A 17,123-nucleotide genomic window follows, 5' to 3' on the forward strand; every position below is an offset into this window, starting at 1 on the left:
TAATAGGCCGAGGGCTTGTCCTCAGTTGCTCGCGTCCACTGTGTTAGTTCTGAAGTAACGAACTGTGTCCATATCCGGTTGGTTAACTTCATAGTGTTTCGGTGGTCATAGCGTTAGGGAAACGCCCGGTTACATTTCGAACCCGGAAGCTAAGCCTTTCAGCGCCGATGGTACTGCAGGGGGGACCCTGTGGGAGAGTAGGACGCCGCCGAACAATCATTGTGGGAAAGCCCCGCACCTTTAATGGTGCGGGGCTTTTCTGCGTTCAGGGCTAGGATTTCGGCATGAGCGCAGAACAGAATCCGTATGTGATACGTCCCGTCCGCAGCGATGAGTGGGAACAGGTCAAGGAGCTGCGGATCGCTTCGCTCCACGATCCCGTCGCTCCCATTGCTTTCCTCGACACCGTGGAACTCGCCGAGGCCCGGCCGGACAGTTTCTGGCAGGAGCGGACCGCCGGCGCCGCCTCGGGGCGGGCCGTGCGGCAGTTCGTGGCCGTCGGGCCCGACGGGGTGTGGGACGGCACCGTGACCGTGCTCGTCGAGGAGCGGGGGAGCACCGACTTCCTCGACCGCGAGATCGAGACGACCCAGGGGCACGTCGTCGGCGTCTTCGTGCGCGAGGGCCGGCGGGGCGCCGGGCTGGCCGAGGACCTGTTCCGGGCCGGGCTGGAGTGGGCCTGGTCGCTGGAGGATCCCGCGCTGGAACGCGTCCGGCTCTACGTGCACGAGCGCAACGAGCGGGCCCAGGCCTTCTACCGGCGCATCGGGTTCCAGGACAGCGGCGTGCGGGTGCCCTTGGCCGCGGATCCGTCCGCCCATGAGCTGGAGTACGTGCTCACCCGGCCTTAGGGGAGGTCCGCCTCGGGCCAGCGGGAGCGGGCCTGTTCGCGGCTGCGGCACAGGGCGAGGAGGGGCAGCGTCCCGTCCTGGAGGAGTTCCGGGAGCTGGGGGACGGGAGCCACGGCGGCCACGTCGTCCAGGACGAGCGTGACTGGTGGGTCGAGCCGACCGCGGGATGACCGTGCGGCCATGCGGCGGCCGTGCTCGACCACGTCAGAGGCGAGCGCCGTCAGCAAGGGCATCGCACCCGGGTGGGTCCGTGGATCTTCGAGCGGTTCACCCACCAGGTAGAGGCTGCCCCCTTCGGAGACGAACGATGCCAGGGTGAGCGAATCTGTTCGGTTCGGGTTGCAGGCCTCGCGGATGTGGATCGAGGTCAGGCAGGACAGGGCCCGGGCCGTCAGGTGCTGGGCCAGTTCGCGGCGTTCCGGGTGGGCGGTGAGGGCGTTCTCCAGTTCGCCGGCGGCGCCGGGGGCTGCCTGGGGGTGGGTGCGCAGGATGCGGACCGGGTCCTGGGCGCTGTTGCCCTGGGCCCAGCGGTGCAGTTGTTTGAACGGTCGGGCGTCGAGGGCGGCTGCTTGGAGCCAACTGCGCAGGAGCGTTTCCGCTGTGTCGGCGACGGCCGCGTCCATACGGGCCTGCGGGCGGACGGGGGCCAGCAGGGCGACGGCGCGGGCGGCCGCGGTGTCGCGGTCGGCGCAGCCCTCGGCCGGGTTCCAGTGCATGCGGGCGGGGGTGTCGCACAGGTGGGAGGGGTCGTAGAGGAGGACCGGGCCGAGTTTGGCGCGGGCGTCCTTGGTCTCGGCCCACAGGGCGGGGGAGGAAGTGACCACCAGCACCGCTCCTTCGGCGGTGGCGATGCTCTGCGCGGCGAGGCGGTGGCGCTCGGCTGGGCCGGCGTAGGCCATGCGGGGCGGAGGTTCGGCCGGTGACGTGGATACGGGGGCGGCTGCCGGGGCGTAGCCGAAGCCGTAGCGGTACGCCTCGTCGGCCGGGGCCGGGGCCGGGGCCGGGGCCGGGGCCGGGGCGGTCGCGGGTACGGGGGCCGGGCGCGGTGGCTCGTACGGGGCGGGCTCGGGCATGGGCGCCGCCTGCGTAGGCGTCGGTGCGGGTACGGCGTCCGGGGCGGGCTGTCGGGCGAGCGCGCGGCGGGACTTCGTACGGGCGATGACGCCGATGCAGAACACGGTCAGCACGAACATCACCAATAGCTGGCTGATGAACACGCCCCAGAACAGGCCCCAGCCCGACAGCGCGGCCGGGTCGGTGTCCGGCCAGGCGCCCGGGAGGTCGTGGGGTTGCGCTATCAGGGCGCGTACCGCCCCCGGGGTGCGGGTGAAGGTGACGCTGTCCGGCCAGGCGCCCTTGGAGAAGAGGGCCGCCAGGCCGGTGGCTGTCCAGACCAGGGCCGCGAGGCCGAGGAGGAAGGCCAGCAGCGCGATGAGCAGCCCGTCCGGGATGCCGCCGCGCGCGGGGCCTTCCGTACGGCGGGCGTCTCGTGCGTCTCTGGCATCTCGTGCGTCGTACATGCTCATGCCACCGTGGTCGCGGACCCCGGGCCGCCGTTGCGGTGGCGTTCGATGAGCAGGGCCCGCTCCTCCGCCTCCAGTTCGGCCGCCAGCAGGTCGTCGGGGAGTTGGTGTTGGGCCGAGGACTCGGTCATCGCGCGGTCGGTGTAGACGAGGGGGCGTTCGGATTCGGTGATCAGGTGTTTGACCACCTGGACGTTGCCGTTGACGTCCCAGACGGCGATGCCGGGGGTGAGGGTCGGGATGATCTCCACGGCCCAGCGGGGCAGGCCGAGGACGCGGCCGGTGGCGCGTGCCTCGTCGGCCTTCTGGGCGTAGATGGTTCTGGTGGAGGCCATCTTGAGGATGGCGGCGGCCTCGCGGGCGGCCGCGCCGTCGACGACGTCGGAGAGGTGGTGGACGACGGCGACGAAGGACAGGCCGAGGCGGCGGCCGAACTTCAGCAGGCGCTGGAACAGCTGGGCCACGAACGGGCTGTTGATGATGTGCCAGGCCTCTTCGACCAGGAAGATGCGCTTCTTGCGGTCGGGCCGGATCCAGGTGTGTTCCAGCCAGACGCCGACGATGGCCATGAGGATCGGCATCGCGATGGAGTTGCGGTCGATGTGGGAGAGGTCGAAGACGATCAGCGGGGCGTCGAGGTCGATGCCGACGGTGGTCGGGCCGTCGAACATGCCGCGCAGGTCGCCGTCGACGAGGCGGTCGATGACGAGCGCCACGTCGAGGCCCCAGGCCCGTACATCGTCTATGTCGACGTTCATGGCGAGGGCCGATTCGGGCTCGGGGTGGCGCAGTTGCTCGACGATGTCGGTGAGGACGGGCTGGCGGTCGCGGATGGTGTCGACGACGTAGGCGTGGGCGACCTTGAGCGCGAAGCCGGAGCGCTCGTCGAGGCCGTGGCCCATGGCGACTTCGATGATGGTCCGCAGCAGCGCGAGCTGGCCGGTCGTGGTGATCGCCGGGTCGAGGGGGTTGAGGCGGATCCCGTCGTCGTTGGCGGCGACGGGGTCCAGGCGGATGGGGGTTATTCCCAACTGCTGGGCGATCAGGTTCCACTCGCCGACACCGTCCTCGCCCTGGGCGTCGAGTACGACGACCTGGCGGTCACGGAAGCGCAGCTGGCGCAGGACGTACGTCTTCTCGAGCGCGGACTTGCCGTTGCCGGATTCGCCGAGGACCAGCCAGTGCGGGGCGGGGAGTTGCTGCCCGTAGAGCTGGAAGGGGTCGTAGATGTAGCCCTTGCCGCTGTAGACCTCGCGGCCGATGATGACGCCGGAGTCGCCGAGTCCGGGGGCGGCGGTGGGCAGGTAGACGGCCTGCGCCTGCCCGGTGGAGGTGCGTACGGGCAGGCGCGTGGTTTCGACTTTGCCGAAGAGGAAGCTGGTGAAGGCGTCCGTCAGGGCGGACATGGGATCTCGCATGGGCGGCACTTCCCTCCAGCTAGCGTCGGATGCCGGTGGCGAACGGCAAGGTGTTGACGAAGGCGCGGTGGTGCTCGCGGTCGCACCACTCCAGTTTCAGGTAGGACTTGCCGGCGGAGGCGCGGATCGTGCGCTTGTCGCGGGCGAGGGCTTCGGGGGAACGCGATGACACCGTGATGTACCCGACGAGGTTGACTCCGGCCGCACCGCTGGCGAGATCTTCACCCCTCTGGTCGAGCCGGCCGTGCGCGGCGATGTCGCGGGGGTCGACGGTGCGGTTCATCTTGGCGGCGCGGGAGGCGTCGGCCTCGTCGTTGGTCTTCTCCGTGAGCATCCGCTCGATGGCGACCTCGGTGGGCTCCAGGTCCATGGTGACGGCGACCGTGCGGATCACGTCCGGGGTGTGGACGAGGAGCGGGGCGAGGAAGTTGACGCCGACGGGGGTCATGGGCCATTCCTTCACCCAGGCCGTGGCGTGGCACCAGGGTGCGCGGGTGGAGGATTCGCGGGTCTTGGCCTGGAGGTACGTCGGTTCCACCGCGTCGAGTTCGGCCGGCCAGGCATTGCGCTTGGTCATGGCCTGGATGTGGTCGATGGGGTGGTCCGGGTCGTACATGGAGTGCACGAGGGAGGAGAGCCGGCCCTGGCCCAGCGGCTGGCGGACGCGGATGTCGGCCTCGGCGAGGCGGGCGCAGATGTCGGTGAGCTCGCGGGCCATGACGATGGCGAGGCCGGCGTCGCGGTCGAGCTTGCGGCCCTTGTGCGGGGTGCCGGCGCGGGCGATGGTGACGGCTTCGGCGGCCAGGTCGCGGGTGAAGTGCATGCAGGCGACGAGGTAGGCGCGGTGCTGCTCGGAGGAGGTGGACACCATCGACTGGAGCTGGTCGTAGGAGTCGCGGAGCCAGCCGGGGGCGTGGGTGTCGCCGCGCTGGGCGACGTCCTTGGCGTGGGCGTCGGGGTCGGCGGGCAGCGTACGGGCGAGCATCTGGATGCGGGTGACGAAGCCGTCGCCGTTGGCCACGTGCTTGAGGAGGGTGCCGAAGCGGTCGACGAGGGCTTCCTGGTCCTCGCTGTCGCGCAGGCCGACGCCGGGGCCTTCGATCTCGATGGCGGCGGTGACGGTTCTGCGGTCCGCGTGGAGCAGTACGGCGATCTCGTCGGGGCCGAAGGGCGCGGCGAGCCAGTTGATGCGGCCGATGCCGGGGGGCGGGCCGACCTCGACCTCGCGGCCGTCGGAGCCGCGGACGCCTGCCTCCATGGCGGGCGAGCGGTACGTCGTACCGCGGCGCAGGGTCCGCTTGTAGCTCCGGCTGATCTCGAACCAGCGGTAGAAGGTGCGGCCCTTGTACGGGACGTACACGGCGGCGAGCGCGAGCAGGGGGAACCCGGCGAGGGTGACGATGCGTAGGGTGAGGCCGGGGACGAGCAGTCCGCTCATCATTCCGAGGAACGCGCCGGCGATGATCAGGGCGATCTCGCCGGTCTCGCGGTTCTTGCCCACGATCGCGTTCGGCCGGGCGCGGCCGATGAGATACGTGCGGCGGGGCGCGACCGGGTGGATCTGGTGGGACTGGGTCGTCAACGCCCGTCACCTCCTGTGTTCCTCGTACTCGTACGCGAGCTCGTGCGGGGCGGGGGCGCGGCGGAGGGGACGGATCCGCCGCCGGCCCCGCCGCCGGAGGACGGGCGGCTGCTGTGGGCGGCCACGCCTCCGGACATCGGATTGGCGGGACGGGGGGCGCTGCTCGCGCCGCCGCCGTCGCCTGCGCGGTGGTTGCCGCGGCTGCTGTGGGTCTTGATGCCCTGCGAGACGAGGGAGGCGGGGGAGCTGATGACGGCGGCGGCCTGGGCGCCGTCGGTGGCCGAGCTGCGGCCCGCGCGGGCGGAGGCGATCTCGTCGCCGAAGCCGGGGACGAAGCGGTAGATCATCGCGGAGGCGAAGATCGCCAGCAGGATGATGGCGAGGCCGGAGACGACGGCGGAGAAGGCGTTCGGGCCCTTCTCGCCGGCCAGGGCCCCGGCGAGGCCGAGGACGATGACGATCACGGGCTTCACGAGGATCACGGCGATCATGATGCCCGCCCAGCGGCGGACGTGGCCCCAGAGGTTCCGGTCGACGAGCCCGGCGTAGACGACGACGCCGAGGAGCGCGCCGACGTAGAGCAGGGCGGCGCGGATGAACAGCTCGAGGAAGAGGATGCCGGCGGCGAGGACGGTGACGAGGGAGACCACGATCAGCATGATCGGGCCGCCGCCGATGGAGTCGCCCTTTTTGAGGGCCTCGGTGAAGGAGCCGAAGAAGACGTCGGTCTGGCCGCCGCTCGCGGAGGCGATGACCTCGGTGACGCCGTCGGTCGCGGAGACGACGGTGTAGAGGATGAGGGGGGTGAAGGCGGAGGCGAGGACGGTGAGCCAGAGGAAGCCGACGGCTTCGGAGATGGCGGTGGTGAAGGGGACGCCGCGGATGGCGCGCTTGGCGACGGCGAAGAGCCAGAGGACGAGCGTGAGGATGGTGGAGGCGGCGAAGACGATGGAGTATTGCTTGAGGAAGGCGCCGTTGGTGAAGTCGACGTTCGCGGAGCCGTTGACCGCCTTGCTGAGCTCGGTGACGATCCAGGCGGCGGCGTCGGCGCAGCCTTTGGCGAGGGAGGCGAGGGGGTTGAGGGCGTCGGCGGGGTCGTTGGGGGCCAGGCCGGTGCGGGGGGCTCCGCCGGTGGTGGCGTTTTGGCCGCGCTCGCAGTAGTCCCGGGCCGGGCCGGCGATCAGCGCGCAGGGGTTGTCGCTCGCGCCTGGGGATGGAGTGGTGCTCGGAGTGGGTGCTGCCACCGCGCGAGCGGCGAGGAGGACGACCGCGGTCTGGACGGCTGCTGCGGTGGCGCCGATCCGGCGGACCGAGAGCCGGGTGCTACCGGGCATAGGTGAAGCCTCCGAATTCGGTGACGGCGCTGCCGATTTCGTCGGAGGTGGACACCGGGTTGTCGCCGGTGACTGGGGTGGGGCCTGTCTTCTGAGCTGTCTCGACGATCTTCCAGTCGGACCCGTTCCACTTGAGGGTCATGGAAATGGTGAACCAGCCGCTGGTGACCGGACGCGTGGACTTGTCGCCGGTCAGACCGAACATGCCGATGCACCACACGTCGACCGAGGCGTTGCCGGGGGCGAAGTTCTTCACCTTGGCCCCTGCCGGGACGGTCCGGTTGACGAAGGTGGAGCCCGCCGGGGCGAGACCGTCCTTCGTCAAACCGATCTGGGAGAGCAGGCCAGCCGAATAGTCGGCGTCGAACCCGGCCTGGACCTTGGCTCGGGTGCTGTCGTCCGCCACCGCGTCCACGATGCTGTGGCGTCTGGGCGTGTTGAACATCCCGTCGGAGCCCAGTGCCACCGCGTAGTTGGTCGCCGCTGACTGGGCTCCCTGCTGGTCCTGCGCGAAGCCCTTGGGGATGCCTGCGGATTTGTCCGTTACCGGGGGGACGCCTGTGGCGGAGGTGGGGGTGGTGGCCGGGGGTTTGTCCGAGGCGGGGGTGGTGGGGGTGTCGGAGGACTGGTTCGCGAACGCGATGGCCGCGATCAGGAGGACCACCACGCCGACCACCGTGACCAGGCCTCGCGAGGCGCGGGGGGTGCGACGGGGGGAGCCGTACGGGTCGGAGGGGGATTCCGGGAGGCGGGTACGGGTCTGGCCCGTGCCGCCGACCTCGCCGTGGCCTGCGCCGCCGCCGTACTGGTCGTCGTTGCTCATTGCGTGTCCGCCCCCTCCGCCTCGTACGACGGTAGCGCTCGTTCCCGCGCACGCGCGGCGTGGTGAGTCCTCATCAGGTCCGGAGTCCGGGGACCCACCCGGCTAAACGGCCATCCCGTAGACGATCGTGAACAGGGTGCCGAGGGATCCGATGATGAAGACGCCGGTCAGGCCGGCCACGATCAGGCCCTTGCCCTGTTCCGCGCTGAACGTGTCGCGCAGCGCGGTCGCGCCGATGCGCTGCTTGGCCGCGCCCCAGATGGCGATGCCGAGGCAGAGGAGGATCGCGACTGCCATGACCACCTCGATCATGACCTTCGCTTCGTTGCCGAGACTGCCGAACGGCCCCCAATTCGGGGCGATTCCGCCGATGATGGTGGTGATGTCGCCCTTTTCGGCTGCCAGGATCATGTAACTCACCGCCCCTGTATGGGTAGTTCCGAATAGCCCGTGCCCGACGGCAGGGGTCACGCACTATCTTCGCTGATGAAACCGCCGCCGTACGTCGACTTGGCGGCTCTCTTTGCCCGATCTCCCGGCCCGCGCCCCGCCCGTGTCCTCTGACCTGGGCGTGCAGTGGTGTGTCCGCGAAAGAACCTGGGGTCACTCTGTGTATCACGGGGGGTGACCCCGGGCAATGATTGTCGTCCCGGCGTACGGGGGGCGGATCGAGGCGGGGCCGTTCGGCGCAACGGGGGTGTGGGGAGTTGGGCCAACTCGCTTACACGTGTCCGATGTTTCGACAGTCATTCCGTCTGCATGTCGTACGCCGGGGGGTGCCCCCGGAGGGCTGGCTGGCGGTGCGGCAGCCGATGCTGCTGGTGCGGGTGCCCGACGGGTGTGGGTGGGTGGGTGCGGCGGTGCTGCTGGGGCTCCGCCCCGGGCCCCGCGCCTCAAACGCCGGCGGGGCTGGTGGGGCGGCGGGGCGCGGGAGGGCGCGGGGGCCGTATGCCCGGGGTGCGGGGGTGGGGGCGGCCGCGCTGCTGGGGCTCCGCCCCAGGCCCCGCGCCTCACGCGCCGTTGTGGGGAGGGCTGCCGGTGCCGGGGGTGGGCGGGAGGGTCGGGGTCTGCGGTGGGGTCAGGTCCAGTGGGTGGGGTGGGTGAGGGGGGTGGGGATGCGGGTGGTTTTGTTGCCTTGGGCGGCGTTCAGTTGGGGCTGGGTGAGGAAGATGGCGCCTCGGAGGTCGGCGCCGCGGAGGTTGGTGTCGCGGAGGTCCGCGCCGATCAGGTCGGCCGTGCGGAGGTCGGCGCGGCTGAGGTCGGCCGCGATCAGGTAGGCGCCGCGGAGGTTCGCGCCCCGCAGGTCCGCGCCGGAGAGTCGGGCGCCCATGAGGTCGGCGCCGCGGTGGTTCTTGGTGCGGCCCGGCACCTTGGCGCGTACGAGCTCGCTGGTCCGCAGGAGCAGGGCGTTGATTCCTTGGCGCAGCGCGCCTACGTCGAAGGGGGCCAGGGTCTCGGCGTCGGCCCGGGTCAGGGCCTCGGTTTCGGCCAGGGCCAGGCGCAGCTCGGCGTGGACGGGCCGGGCATCGGGGAGGGTGAGCGCCTCGGTGACGTAGAAGAGCAGCTCGTGCAGCTGCCGCATCACCGGGAAGACCTCGAACATCTGACCGGCGGTGCCGGGGTGGGTCCGCCAGTCGCGCCCGCCGAAGGTGACCTGTGAGACCTGCTGGCCCGCGCCGAAGCAGTCGAAGACGGTGCAGCCCTGGAAGCCCTTGTCGCGCAGCTGGGTGTGGACGCCGCAGCGGAAGTCCTGCCGGAGGTTCTTGCAGGGCGTTCCGGCGGCCTTGTTCACGGCGAAGTCGGTGGACTTCGCGAAGGGCAGGGCGACGCAGCAGAGCGCGAAGCAGTTGGCGCAGTCCGCGTGCAGGGTGGGGTCAGAGGTGGAGGAGGTGGACACCGGGCCATTGTCCCCTGTCATCGGGCGGGGGAGGCCAGCCGCATCTGGACCGCGGTCCACGGGACGCCGTCGACCTCCTCCACGTCCGCCAGGATCTCCTCCGTACGGAAGCCGAGCTTCTCGTAGATGCGCAGCGCCGGGGTGTTGTGCGCCCAGACCCCGAGCCCGAGGGACGGGAGGGCCAGCTCGCCGAAGGCGCGTTCGATCACGAGGGAGACGAGGGCCCCGCCCAGGCCTTGCCCGCGGGCCTCGGGGGCGATCAGGACGCGGCCGAGGCGGGTGCCGCCGAGGGAGACGTGTCCGATGGGGCGGGCTTCGGGGTCGTGCGCGGTGTGCGCCGGGACCGCGGTCCAGACGTGGCGGCCGGGCTCCGCGGCGTAGGCGTCGAGCTGTGCGTCGTCCAGGGGCCAGCGGAACGAGTTGCCGGCCCAGGTGACGAGCTCGGCCTCGGTGGTGATCCACTCGCGCAGGAGTGCGTGGTCCTCGGGGCGGAAGGGGCGCAGGGCCACACCCGGGGCAGGCGCGGGGGCAGAGCCCGGAGTGGGGGGAGTGGGGCCGGTCGTCGGTGTGGTCATGGGGCAAGTATGCGTATTCCGGGCGGGACTTGATCGGATGGTGGGGTTCGGTGAGCATCGCCGCATGACAGAAGTGATCGCAGTCGCCGTCATCACCCTCCTCGCCGTGATCAGCCCCGGCGCCGATTTCGCCATGGTGGTCCGCAACAGCTACCTCTACGGGCGGCCCACCGGGCTGTTCGCGGCCGCCGGGGTCGCGGCCGGGGTGCTGGTCCACGTCTCGTACACGATGCTCGGCGTGGGTCTGCTGATCGCCTCCTCCACCGCGCTGTTCACGGCGATCAAGCTGGCCGGGGCCGCGTACCTGGTGTGGATCGGCATCCGCACCTTCCGGACGCGCGCCGAGGTGACCGTGGACCTGGAGTCGAAGCCGCGGCTGACCCCGCTCGGCGCGATGCGCTCCGGTTTCCTGACCAACGTCCTGAACCCGAAGACCACGCTGTTCGTGGTGTCCACCTTCACGCAGGTCGTCGACCCGCAGACCGGGCTGTGGCAGCAGGCCGGGTACGGGCTGTTCATGTCGGCGGCGCACCTGGGCTGGTTCTCGGCGGTGGCGCTCTTCTTCTCCGATTCCCGCCTGCGCGACCGGATGCTGAAGGCGCAGAAGGCGTTGAACCGGACCATCGGCTCGGTGCTGGTGGGGCTCGGGGTGGGTCTGGGATTCGCCCGCTGACCCCGGTCGAGGGGCTGGCGGGGCTGGTTACCTGTCGGTAGCGTGCGGGGTATGGGTACTCCCGAGGCGTTCTTCGAGCGGATCGACACGGGCCGGTTCCAGGCCACCGAGTACACGCGCGGACCCTGGGACCCCGGCTCGCAGCACGCCGGGCCGCCGGCCGCGCTGCTCGGGCGGGCCGTGGAGGAGCGGCCGGGTGCGCGCGAGGACATGCGGATCGCCCGGATCACGTACGAGATCCTGCGCCCGGTGCCGATCGGCCCGCTGGAGATCACCACCAGCGTGCTGCGGGCCGGGCGCAGCACCGAGGTGGTCGAGGCGGCCCTCGGGCCGGCCGGCGCCCCGCCCGTGATGCTGGCGCGGGCCCTGCGCATCCGGGTGGCGTCCGACCCCGTGCCCGCGGTGGCGGAGGGCCCGGTGCTGCCGCCGCCGGGGGAGGTGGAGGAGACCCCGTTCTTCCCGGTGCCGTGGGAGACCGGCTACCACTCCGCCATGGAAACCCGCTTCACCGAGGGCGCCTTCGTATCGCCGGGTCCGGGCACCTGCTGGATGCGGATGAGGGTCCCGCTCATCGCCGATGAGGACGTCAAGCCCCTGGACCGTGTGCTGATCGCCGCCGACTCCGGCAACGGCATCAGCGCGGTCATGGACTTCGGGCGCTACGTCTTCGTCAACGGCGACCTCACCGTCCACCTGCACCGCCACCCGGTCGGCGAGTGGGCCTGCGTGGAGGCCCGTACGAGCGTGGACGCGGCCGGGATCGGCCTCGCGGACGCCCGGCTGCACGACGAGAAGGGCCCGATCGGGCGGAGCGCGCAGAGCCTGTTCGTGGCCCCGCGCTGACTCCAACCCGCCTTCCGGGCGGGCGAGTCGGTGTGGCAGTCTCGTGCGGATGGAGGCCCTGAGAGACACCGACCCCGCCCACATCGGGGCGCAGGCACTGCTGGCCCGGCTCGGCGCCGGCGGCATGGGTCAGGTGTATCTGGGGCGCTCGCCGGGCGGGCGGCTGGTGGCCGTCAAGGTGATCCGGGACGAGATCACCGGCCACCCGGAGGCACTGGCGCGCTTCCGCCGGGAGGCGGAGACGGTACGCGCGGTGCGGTCGGCGTACACGGCGAACCTGATCGACGCCTCGCTGGCGGCGCCCCCGTACTGGATCGCGACCGAGTACGTGGCGGGCCCGACGCTCAGTCACGCCGTGGCGGAGCGGGGCGGGTTGCCGGCGGACACCTGCCGGCGGCTGTTCGCGGCGCTGGCGGAGGGGCTGGCGAGCGTCCACGCGTACGGGGTGACCCACCGGGACCTCAAGCCGCAGAACGTCATCCTGGGCGCGCAGGGGCCGCAGCTCATCGACTTCGGCATCGCGCGCGGCGTGGGCGACACGGCCCTCACCCAGGACGGGCAGGCGCCGGGTACTCCCGGGTACACGGCGCCCGAGGTGTTGCTGGGCGCCGAGGCCGGGGCGGCCGCCGACGTCTTCGCGCTCGGCGCGACACTCGCGTACGCGGCGACCGGGCGGCCGCCGTTCGGCACGGGCGCGGCGGCGACGGTGAGCTACCGCGCGGTGCACGAGCCGATCGACGTGTCGGGGGTGGAGTCGGGGCTGGCCGCGCTGATCGGGGCGTGCGTGGCGAAGGACCCGGCGCAGCGGCCCGATCCGGCCGAGGTCATCCGGCGCTGCGGGGTGCGGGACGCGCTGCCCGACGATCCGGTGTACGTCGGGCTGGGTGTGCTGGGCGAGGCCGTGCCGGTGCACGAGATGCGTACGCAGGGCCCCGGCATGCCGTACCGGTACACGCCGACCCGGCACGCTGCCGGGACCGCGGCCCCGACCCCCACCCCGGCCCCGCGGCAGCGGCGGACGGCGCTCTGGGTGGCCGCCGCGGTGGCTCTGGCGGTGGTGGGGGCGGTGGCCGTGTGGAACCTCCCGTGGGGAGGCAAAGGCGGCGAGGACCCCCGGACCGGCGCGCAGAGCCCGGGCGCCGGCGGGCCGTCCGGGACCCCGGCCGCACAGTCGCCCGTCGCCAAGTCTCCGGCCGGCCCTCCCGTGTTCATCAAGCAGACCGGGCCGAACATCGACGATTTCGACCCCACCAAGAACACCTGCAAGGAACCCGTGGAGGAGCAAGCCAAGTCGGATTTTCAGATCGCCGTGACCACGGCGGAGAGCGACTACTTGCACGAGGTGAAGCCGGGAACCGTCCAGATCGGCTTCCGGATGAAGTACGCCCCGGACGACATGCCTCCGTACTACGTGGCCGTCGTCGTGAAGCCGCAGCACGAGATCGACGAGAACGGCCGGTCCACCTCGGTGACGAACAACCGCCAGCTGGGTTTCGTCGCCAAGGCCCGCAATGTGTACGAGGGCGTCGGGACAAAGTGGAAGGACCTCACCTACCCGGACGACTTCTCCATGGAGCTGAACGGCAAGAAGGTGAAGGCGCCGTCGCTCGCGCAGGAGCCGGGCGGCTGGACGGTGGTGTTCCGTCATGCCACTTCGGACACGGAGCACAAGAGCATGTTTTGTACGGGATTCATCAGCTGAGGCGGAAGGGATCGGCCCCAAGGGCTGACCGGGAGGGTCGGCAGAAGGGATGATTCGACACGGGGGGCGAATGCCTGATAAAGGCCGCTCGATGGGGGAGGGTTGCCGGGTGCGCAGATTCTGGGTGATGGGCGGGATCGGTTTCGGGGCATGCCTGTGCTTCGTCGCCCTGCTCGTGGTCGGCACGTACTCGGCGGCCGCCGGCCTGGCGAGCGGCGCGGGAGGACGTCTCGTGGGGCTCGCCAAGGGAGCCGTACCGGCGAAGTACCAGCCGCTCGTGCAGAAGTGGGGCGCTCTTTGCCCGGCCCTCACGCCGGCCCTGCTCGCGGCGCAGCTCTACTCGGAGAGCGGCTGGGACCCGGACATCGTCAGTCCGGCGGACGCGCGGGGCATCGCCCAGTTCATCCCGGGGACCTGGGCCACGCACGGGATCGACGGGGACGGCGACGGCGATCGCGACATCTGGGACCCGAACGACGCGATCCCTTCGGCCGCTTCGTACGACTGTGAACTCGCGCGCTACGTGGGCAAGGTGCCCGGAGACCCCGTCAAGAACATGCTGGCGGCCTACAACGCCGGTCCCGGCGCGGTCATCCAGCACCAGGGAGTGCCCCCCTTCCGTGAGACCGAGGGGTACGTGAAGACCATCACGACCCTCGCGAAGAGCTTCGAGGCGCCCGTCGGGCGGGTGGCGCCGTCGCAGCAGGCTGCCGGGGCGATTTACTTTGCGCAGAAGCAGCTTGGGACGCCGTATCTGTGGGGTGGGAACGGGACGCCCGATCAGGGCGGGCGGTTCGACTGTTCCGGGTTGACCAAGGCGGCCTATGAGACCGTCGGGATCGAGTTGCCGCGCGTGGCGAACGATCAGTACAACGCCGGGTCGCATCCCGCGCGGGCGGATCTGCTGCCCGGTGATCTCGTGTTCTTCTCCGACGATCTGACGAACTCTCGGGAGATCCGGCACGTCGGGCTGTACGTCGGCGGCGGCTACATGATCAATGCTCCCTATACCGGCGCTGTGATCCGCTTCGACAAGATCGACACTCCCGACTACTTCGGGGCGACCCGCGTGACGAAGGACGGCGCGGAGGCGCTGCCCAAGCGCGTCGGCAGCGGCAACGCTCCGTGAGGCAAAGGCCCTGGGCTGCGACAATGAGTCACTCTTCGATAACGTTGAGGTGATCATTCGGTGGAGAATGGAACCTAGCCGTCAGAACCGGCGTTCCATGGGCGCAGGGTTGATCAACAGGGGGCGAAGGGGCGCACACCGGCGTGCGCCCGCACGCGAACCAAGGCAAGGGCAAGGGGCCGCATCACCATGGCTGGACTCACAACTGGTGGGCCGAACCTGGATGTAAGCCTGCTGGACGAGATCAACGGCCTGTCCCGGCACGCCCCGGGCGCCGTGGACCGCGCCGTCGGCATCATCGGTGAGTACGGGTTCCTCGCCGCCCTGGTGCTCCTGTTCCTGTGGTGCTGGCGCGGCCTCCGCCGGCAGGACGAGGCCGCGGCCGTCGAGTCGTTCGCCGCGCTCGTATGGGCCCCGCTGGGCGCCGCGGCCGCGCTGCTCGTGAACATCCCGCTGCGCGAGTTCGTCGGACGGCCGCGGCCGCTGCGGCAGCAGGCCGGGGTGGAGGTGCTCGATCCCGGACTCGTGCTCGGCCGCAGCGAGTTCTCCTTCGTCAGCGACCACGCCACCCTCGCCATGGCCCTGGCCGTCGGCCTGTTCGTCGCCAACCGCAAGCTCGGGTACCTCGGCATCGGCGTGGCCATGCTGGAGGGCCTCTGCCGGATCTACATGGGCGTGCACTACCCGACCGACGTCATCGGCGGACTCGCCCTGGGTACCGCGGTCGTGCTGCTGTTCGCTCCGCTCGCGATGGCGCTGCTGACCCCGGTGGTGCGCACGGTGGTCCGCTCCCCGCGCCTCGGCGTGCTGGTACGGGCCCGGGCGCGCGCGGTGCCCCTGCCGGTGGACCTCGCGCAGGCGCAGACGGCCCCGCCGGGGCGCGGGCACGAGAGCGACCTGGCCGCCTGATACGGGCTCACGCGTGCCCGTACGACTCCCATACGCAGAGCAGTACGGCCGCCAGCAGGCACAGCCCCGCCACCCCGAAGCACCACCGCACCGCCGCCGGGCGGGGGCGCGGGCTCACGGGTCGCCGCCCTCGTCCTCGTCGCGGCGGTGGCGCGAGCGCAGCCACAGCCCGGTGGCCACCGCCGCGGCGGCCGACGCGAACGAGAGGAGCAACGCCCACAGGAGGGCGGCGAAGCGGGGCGCGGGTCCGGGCATGAGTCAAGGGCATCCGCTCCCGCGCGCGTCGGCCAGCGGGGCCGTCCGAACGGGCGATCGGTGCAGGGGTGCAGGGCCTACCCCGCCGTGTGGCGGGTGGCGTCCTTGCGGGCCAGGTCACGGGAGCGGCGCGCGGGGCCCTTCCAGCCGCAGACGCAGACGGCGAGGCAGAACGAGCCGCGGTCGGCGGTGCTCGTGGTGTGCCCGGAAGGCGGCTGAACCGGGCCCGCGGAGTCGCGGGGCAACGGCATGCAGCCAAGCGGAGGGGCGGGGGTCGCTTTGGTGTGCGGGTCCACGCCACCACGTTACCCGGGGCGGACCGGCTGCCGGAATGCCCGCGGGGCCGCTGCCCGAAAGCCCGGCCCCGTGACGGGAAACCCCGGACCTCGTTAAGCGGAGCGGGTGGGGCCTCGGGCAAACAGCGGTCACGCGTTGGGGGTTGGCAGGCGATGGTGGTGCACCAGCACAGGCGGCGGCGCGGGCGTGTGGGTGAGGCGGCGCTCACCGTCGGCGTGGCCCTGGCCGTGGCGGCGATGGGCGGGTGCGGCGGCGCGGACAGCGACGACCGGCCCCCCGCCGACCCGGCCGCGACGGTCCGGGGCGCCGCGGACGCGTTGGCGAAGACCGGCAGCGCCCGGGCCCGCACGGCCATGGAGATGGCCACCGGCGGCACCCGGGTCACGATCCGGGGCGAGGGCGGGGTCGACTTCAAGAACCGGATGGGTCAGCTCCTGGTGATGCTTCCGGCCGATGTGAAGGGCCAGGCCGAGCACCGGCCCATCACCGAGCTGCTGGTGCCGGGGGCGCTGTACATGAAGAACCGCGGGGCCGGCGTCCCGGACGACAAGTGGGTACGGGTCGACATCACGGCCCTCACGGACGGGAACCTCGTCACGGGCGGGGCCACCGATCCGCTGGCCGCGGCCGAGCTGCTGCGCGGCGCGCAGGACGTGACGTACGTCGGGGAGACCGAGGTGGCGGGCACCAAGGTGCGGCACTACCGGGGCACCACCGACATCGCGCGGGCCGCGCGGAGTGCTTCGCCGGGGGTGAAGGGTGCACTGGAAGCGGCGGCGAAAGGGTTCAGCAAGGACACCGTGCCGTTCGACGCGTACCTCGACGAGCAGGGGCGGCTGCGGAAGGTCCGCCACCGTTTCACGTACGTCAACGATGGCGTGATCGATGTGTCCTCCACCACGTTGCTGTACGGCTTCGGGACTCCGGTGACCGTCGTATTGCCGGCAAGCGGGGACATTTACGCCGGGAAGATCGCCGACTAGCCGGGCGGGCCCTTTCGGGGCGGCGCGATCGGGTCATGGGCGGGTAGCCGGAAATGGTCCATCCGTGTCATGCGCACCGCATGCCGCTCTCCCTACGCTGAGAAGCCGAGCGCCCCACGACCGATGGCGGCAGATCGGCAGATAGAGGTGACACGCGTGACTCCCGCAGGCGGTACGACGGTGCAGGACCACGTGGCTCTCGCCGAGATCGAGCTGTGCGGTGAGTTGATCATCGCGGCGTCGGCGGCCGAGGAGGATCGGCTCAGCCAGGCTCGGATCGACGAGGTCCTGATGAGCCTGGGGCTGTAGCCCCCGCCCCGCCGCGTCCA

General features: G+C 71.3%; 18 protein-coding genes and 1 rRNA gene. 9 read left to right on the top strand and 10 right to left on the bottom strand.

Annotated features, from left to right (window positions below; translation table 11 throughout):
• Positions 1 to 97: 97 nt before the first annotated feature.
• Both rrf and ACFWBF_RS06455 read left to right on the top strand, forming a co-directional pair.
• A 5S ribosomal RNA gene (gene rrf, locus ACFWBF_RS06450) occupies positions 98 to 214 on the top strand.
• Between the two features lie 70 nt (positions 215 to 284).
• Positions 285 to 851, top strand: coding sequence for a GNAT family N-acetyltransferase (locus tag ACFWBF_RS06455; protein WP_385596134.1), 567 nt, complete (start codon positions 285 to 287; stop codon positions 849 to 851).
• Here the strand turns inward: ACFWBF_RS06455 and ACFWBF_RS06460 are convergent.
• The 8 genes from ACFWBF_RS06460 to ACFWBF_RS06495 form a co-directional block, all read right to left on the bottom strand.
• Positions 848 to 2,377 (bottom strand): type VI secretion protein, encoded by a 1,530-nt coding sequence (locus tag ACFWBF_RS06460; RefSeq protein ID WP_385596136.1) that lies wholly within the window; start codon positions 2,375 to 2,377, stop codon positions 848 to 850. The two genes, ACFWBF_RS06455 and ACFWBF_RS06460, sit on opposite strands and share 4 nt — an antisense overlap.
• Complete coding sequence (locus ACFWBF_RS06465; RefSeq protein WP_385596139.1) at positions 2,374 to 3,792, bottom strand: ATP-binding protein; 1,419 nt, start codon at positions 3,790 to 3,792, stop codon at positions 2,374 to 2,376. Before ACFWBF_RS06465 ends, ACFWBF_RS06460 begins: the two co-directional genes overlap by 4 nt.
• A 19-nt stretch (positions 3,793 to 3,811) precedes the next feature.
• Positions 3,812 to 5,374 carry an SCO6880 family protein gene (locus tag ACFWBF_RS06470; RefSeq protein WP_385596142.1) on the bottom strand — a complete coding sequence of 521 codons (1,563 nt, stop codon included), beginning with the start codon at positions 5,372 to 5,374 and terminating at the stop codon, positions 3,812 to 3,814.
• Positions 5,371 to 6,708: a hypothetical protein gene (locus ACFWBF_RS06475; protein ID WP_385596145.1), complete on the bottom strand. Its 1,338-nt coding sequence runs from the start codon at positions 6,706 to 6,708 to the stop codon at positions 5,371 to 5,373. The genes ACFWBF_RS06470 and ACFWBF_RS06475 overlap by 4 nt, the downstream gene beginning before the upstream one ends.
• Positions 6,698 to 7,531, bottom strand: coding sequence for a hypothetical protein (locus tag ACFWBF_RS06480; RefSeq protein ID WP_385596148.1), 834 nt, complete (start codon positions 7,529 to 7,531; stop codon positions 6,698 to 6,700). Before ACFWBF_RS06480 ends, ACFWBF_RS06475 begins: the two co-directional genes overlap by 11 nt.
• Before the next feature lie 102 nt (positions 7,532 to 7,633).
• The gene (locus ACFWBF_RS06485) at positions 7,634 to 7,942 is read right to left on the bottom strand and encodes a hypothetical protein (protein WP_008742356.1); all 309 of its coding nucleotides are present in this window, start codon (positions 7,940 to 7,942) and stop codon (positions 7,634 to 7,636) included.
• A gap of 667 nt (positions 7,943 to 8,609) precedes the next feature.
• Positions 8,610 to 9,449, bottom strand: coding sequence for a pentapeptide repeat-containing protein (locus ACFWBF_RS06490; protein ID WP_385596151.1), 840 nt, complete (start codon positions 9,447 to 9,449; stop codon positions 8,610 to 8,612).
• Positions 9,446 to 10,003 carry a GNAT family N-acetyltransferase gene (locus tag ACFWBF_RS06495; protein WP_385596154.1) on the bottom strand — a complete coding sequence of 186 codons (558 nt, stop codon included), beginning with the start codon at positions 10,001 to 10,003 and terminating at the stop codon, positions 9,446 to 9,448. Before ACFWBF_RS06495 ends, ACFWBF_RS06490 begins: the two co-directional genes overlap by 4 nt.
• Positions 10,004 to 10,067: 64 nt before the next feature.
• Here ACFWBF_RS06495 and ACFWBF_RS06500 point away from each other — a divergent pair, with 64 nt between their 5' ends.
• The 5 genes from ACFWBF_RS06500 (at position 10,068) to ACFWBF_RS06520 (ending at position 15,259) form a co-directional block, all read left to right on the top strand.
• The gene (locus ACFWBF_RS06500) at positions 10,068 to 10,676 is read left to right on the top strand and encodes a LysE family translocator (RefSeq protein ID WP_385596157.1); all 609 of its coding nucleotides are present in this window, start codon (positions 10,068 to 10,070) and stop codon (positions 10,674 to 10,676) included.
• 51 nt (positions 10,677 to 10,727) lie between these two features.
• Positions 10,728 to 11,519, top strand: coding sequence for a thioesterase family protein (locus ACFWBF_RS06505; protein ID WP_385596161.1), 792 nt, complete (start codon positions 10,728 to 10,730; stop codon positions 11,517 to 11,519).
• A 49-nt stretch (positions 11,520 to 11,568) separates the two neighbouring features.
• Positions 11,569 to 13,221 (top strand): serine/threonine-protein kinase, encoded by a 1,653-nt coding sequence (locus tag ACFWBF_RS06510; RefSeq protein ID WP_385596165.1) that lies wholly within the window; start codon positions 11,569 to 11,571, stop codon positions 13,219 to 13,221.
• Between the two features lie 124 nt (positions 13,222 to 13,345).
• Positions 13,346 to 14,350, top strand: coding sequence for an NlpC/P60 family protein (locus ACFWBF_RS06515; RefSeq protein ID WP_385596462.1), 1,005 nt, complete (start codon positions 13,346 to 13,348; stop codon positions 14,348 to 14,350).
• A 189-nt stretch (positions 14,351 to 14,539) separates the two neighbouring features.
• Positions 14,540 to 15,259: a phosphatase PAP2 family protein gene (locus ACFWBF_RS06520; RefSeq protein WP_385596168.1), complete on the top strand. Its 720-nt coding sequence runs from the start codon at positions 14,540 to 14,542 to the stop codon at positions 15,257 to 15,259.
• A 114-nt stretch (positions 15,260 to 15,373) separates the two neighbouring features.
• Here the strand turns inward: ACFWBF_RS06520 and ACFWBF_RS06525 are convergent, their stop codons facing one another.
• Positions 15,374 to 15,514, bottom strand: a complete 141-nt coding sequence (locus ACFWBF_RS06525; protein WP_385596170.1) for a hypothetical protein — start codon at positions 15,512 to 15,514, stop codon at positions 15,374 to 15,376.
• Between the two features lie 77 nt (positions 15,515 to 15,591).
• A complete protein-coding gene (locus ACFWBF_RS06530; RefSeq protein WP_385596172.1) occupies positions 15,592 to 15,765 on the bottom strand; it encodes a hypothetical protein in 174 nt (57 codons plus the stop codon).
• A gap of 198 nt (positions 15,766 to 15,963) precedes the next feature.
• On the opposite strand from ACFWBF_RS06530, the gene ACFWBF_RS06535 reads away from it, so the two are divergent.
• Both ACFWBF_RS06535 and ACFWBF_RS06540 read left to right on the top strand, forming a co-directional pair.
• Positions 15,964 to 16,794 carry a hypothetical protein gene (locus ACFWBF_RS06535; RefSeq protein WP_385596175.1) on the top strand — a complete coding sequence of 277 codons (831 nt, stop codon included), beginning with the start codon at positions 15,964 to 15,966 and terminating at the stop codon, positions 16,792 to 16,794.
• 123 nt (positions 16,795 to 16,917) lie between these two features.
• Entirely contained in the window at positions 16,918 to 17,103 is a 186-nt protein-coding gene (locus ACFWBF_RS06540; RefSeq protein WP_385221702.1) for a hypothetical protein, read from the top strand.
• The last annotated feature ends 20 nt before the right edge of the window (positions 17,104 to 17,123 follow it).

This window comes from Streptomyces sp. NPDC060028 (assembly GCF_042736725.1).
In the GTDB taxonomy this organism is placed as follows: domain Bacteria; phylum Actinomycetota; class Actinomycetes; order Streptomycetales; family Streptomycetaceae; genus Streptomyces.

Coding starts and splice junctions, on each gene's coding strand:
- ACFWBF_RS06485 (WP_008742356.1), bottom strand. CDS start 7,942: ATGATCCTGGCAGCCGAAAAGGGCGACATCACCACCATCATCGGCGGA.
- ACFWBF_RS06520 (WP_385596168.1), top strand. CDS start 14,540: ATGGCTGGACTCACAACTGGTGGGCCGAACCTGGATGTAAGCCTGCTG.
- ACFWBF_RS06530 (WP_385596172.1), bottom strand. CDS start 15,765: ATGCCGTTGCCCCGCGACTCCGCGGGCCCGGTTCAGCCGCCTTCCGGG.
- ACFWBF_RS06465 (WP_385596139.1), bottom strand. CDS start 3,792: ATGCGAGATCCCATGTCCGCCCTGACGGACGCCTTCACCAGCTTCCTC.
- ACFWBF_RS06455 (WP_385596134.1), top strand. CDS start 285: ATGAGCGCAGAACAGAATCCGTATGTGATACGTCCCGTCCGCAGCGAT.
- ACFWBF_RS06505 (WP_385596161.1), top strand. CDS start 10,728: ATGGGTACTCCCGAGGCGTTCTTCGAGCGGATCGACACGGGCCGGTTC.
- ACFWBF_RS06495 (WP_385596154.1), bottom strand. CDS start 10,003: ATGACCACACCGACGACCGGCCCCACTCCCCCCACTCCGGGCTCTGCC.
- ACFWBF_RS06490 (WP_385596151.1), bottom strand. CDS start 9,449: ATGACAGGGGACAATGGCCCGGTGTCCACCTCCTCCACCTCTGACCCC.
- ACFWBF_RS06540 (WP_385221702.1), top strand. CDS start 16,918: ATGGCGGCAGATCGGCAGATAGAGGTGACACGCGTGACTCCCGCAGGC.
- ACFWBF_RS06500 (WP_385596157.1), top strand. CDS start 10,068: ATGACAGAAGTGATCGCAGTCGCCGTCATCACCCTCCTCGCCGTGATC.
- ACFWBF_RS06480 (WP_385596148.1), bottom strand. CDS start 7,531: ATGAGCAACGACGACCAGTACGGCGGCGGCGCAGGCCACGGCGAGGTC.
- ACFWBF_RS06460 (WP_385596136.1), bottom strand. CDS start 2,377: ATGAGCATGTACGACGCACGAGATGCCAGAGACGCACGAGACGCCCGC.
- ACFWBF_RS06535 (WP_385596175.1), top strand. CDS start 15,964: ATGGTGGTGCACCAGCACAGGCGGCGGCGCGGGCGTGTGGGTGAGGCG.
- ACFWBF_RS06510 (WP_385596165.1), top strand. CDS start 11,569: ATGGAGGCCCTGAGAGACACCGACCCCGCCCACATCGGGGCGCAGGCA.
- ACFWBF_RS06475 (WP_385596145.1), bottom strand. CDS start 6,708: ATGCCCGGTAGCACCCGGCTCTCGGTCCGCCGGATCGGCGCCACCGCA.
- ACFWBF_RS06525 (WP_385596170.1), bottom strand. CDS start 15,514: ATGCCCGGACCCGCGCCCCGCTTCGCCGCCCTCCTGTGGGCGTTGCTC.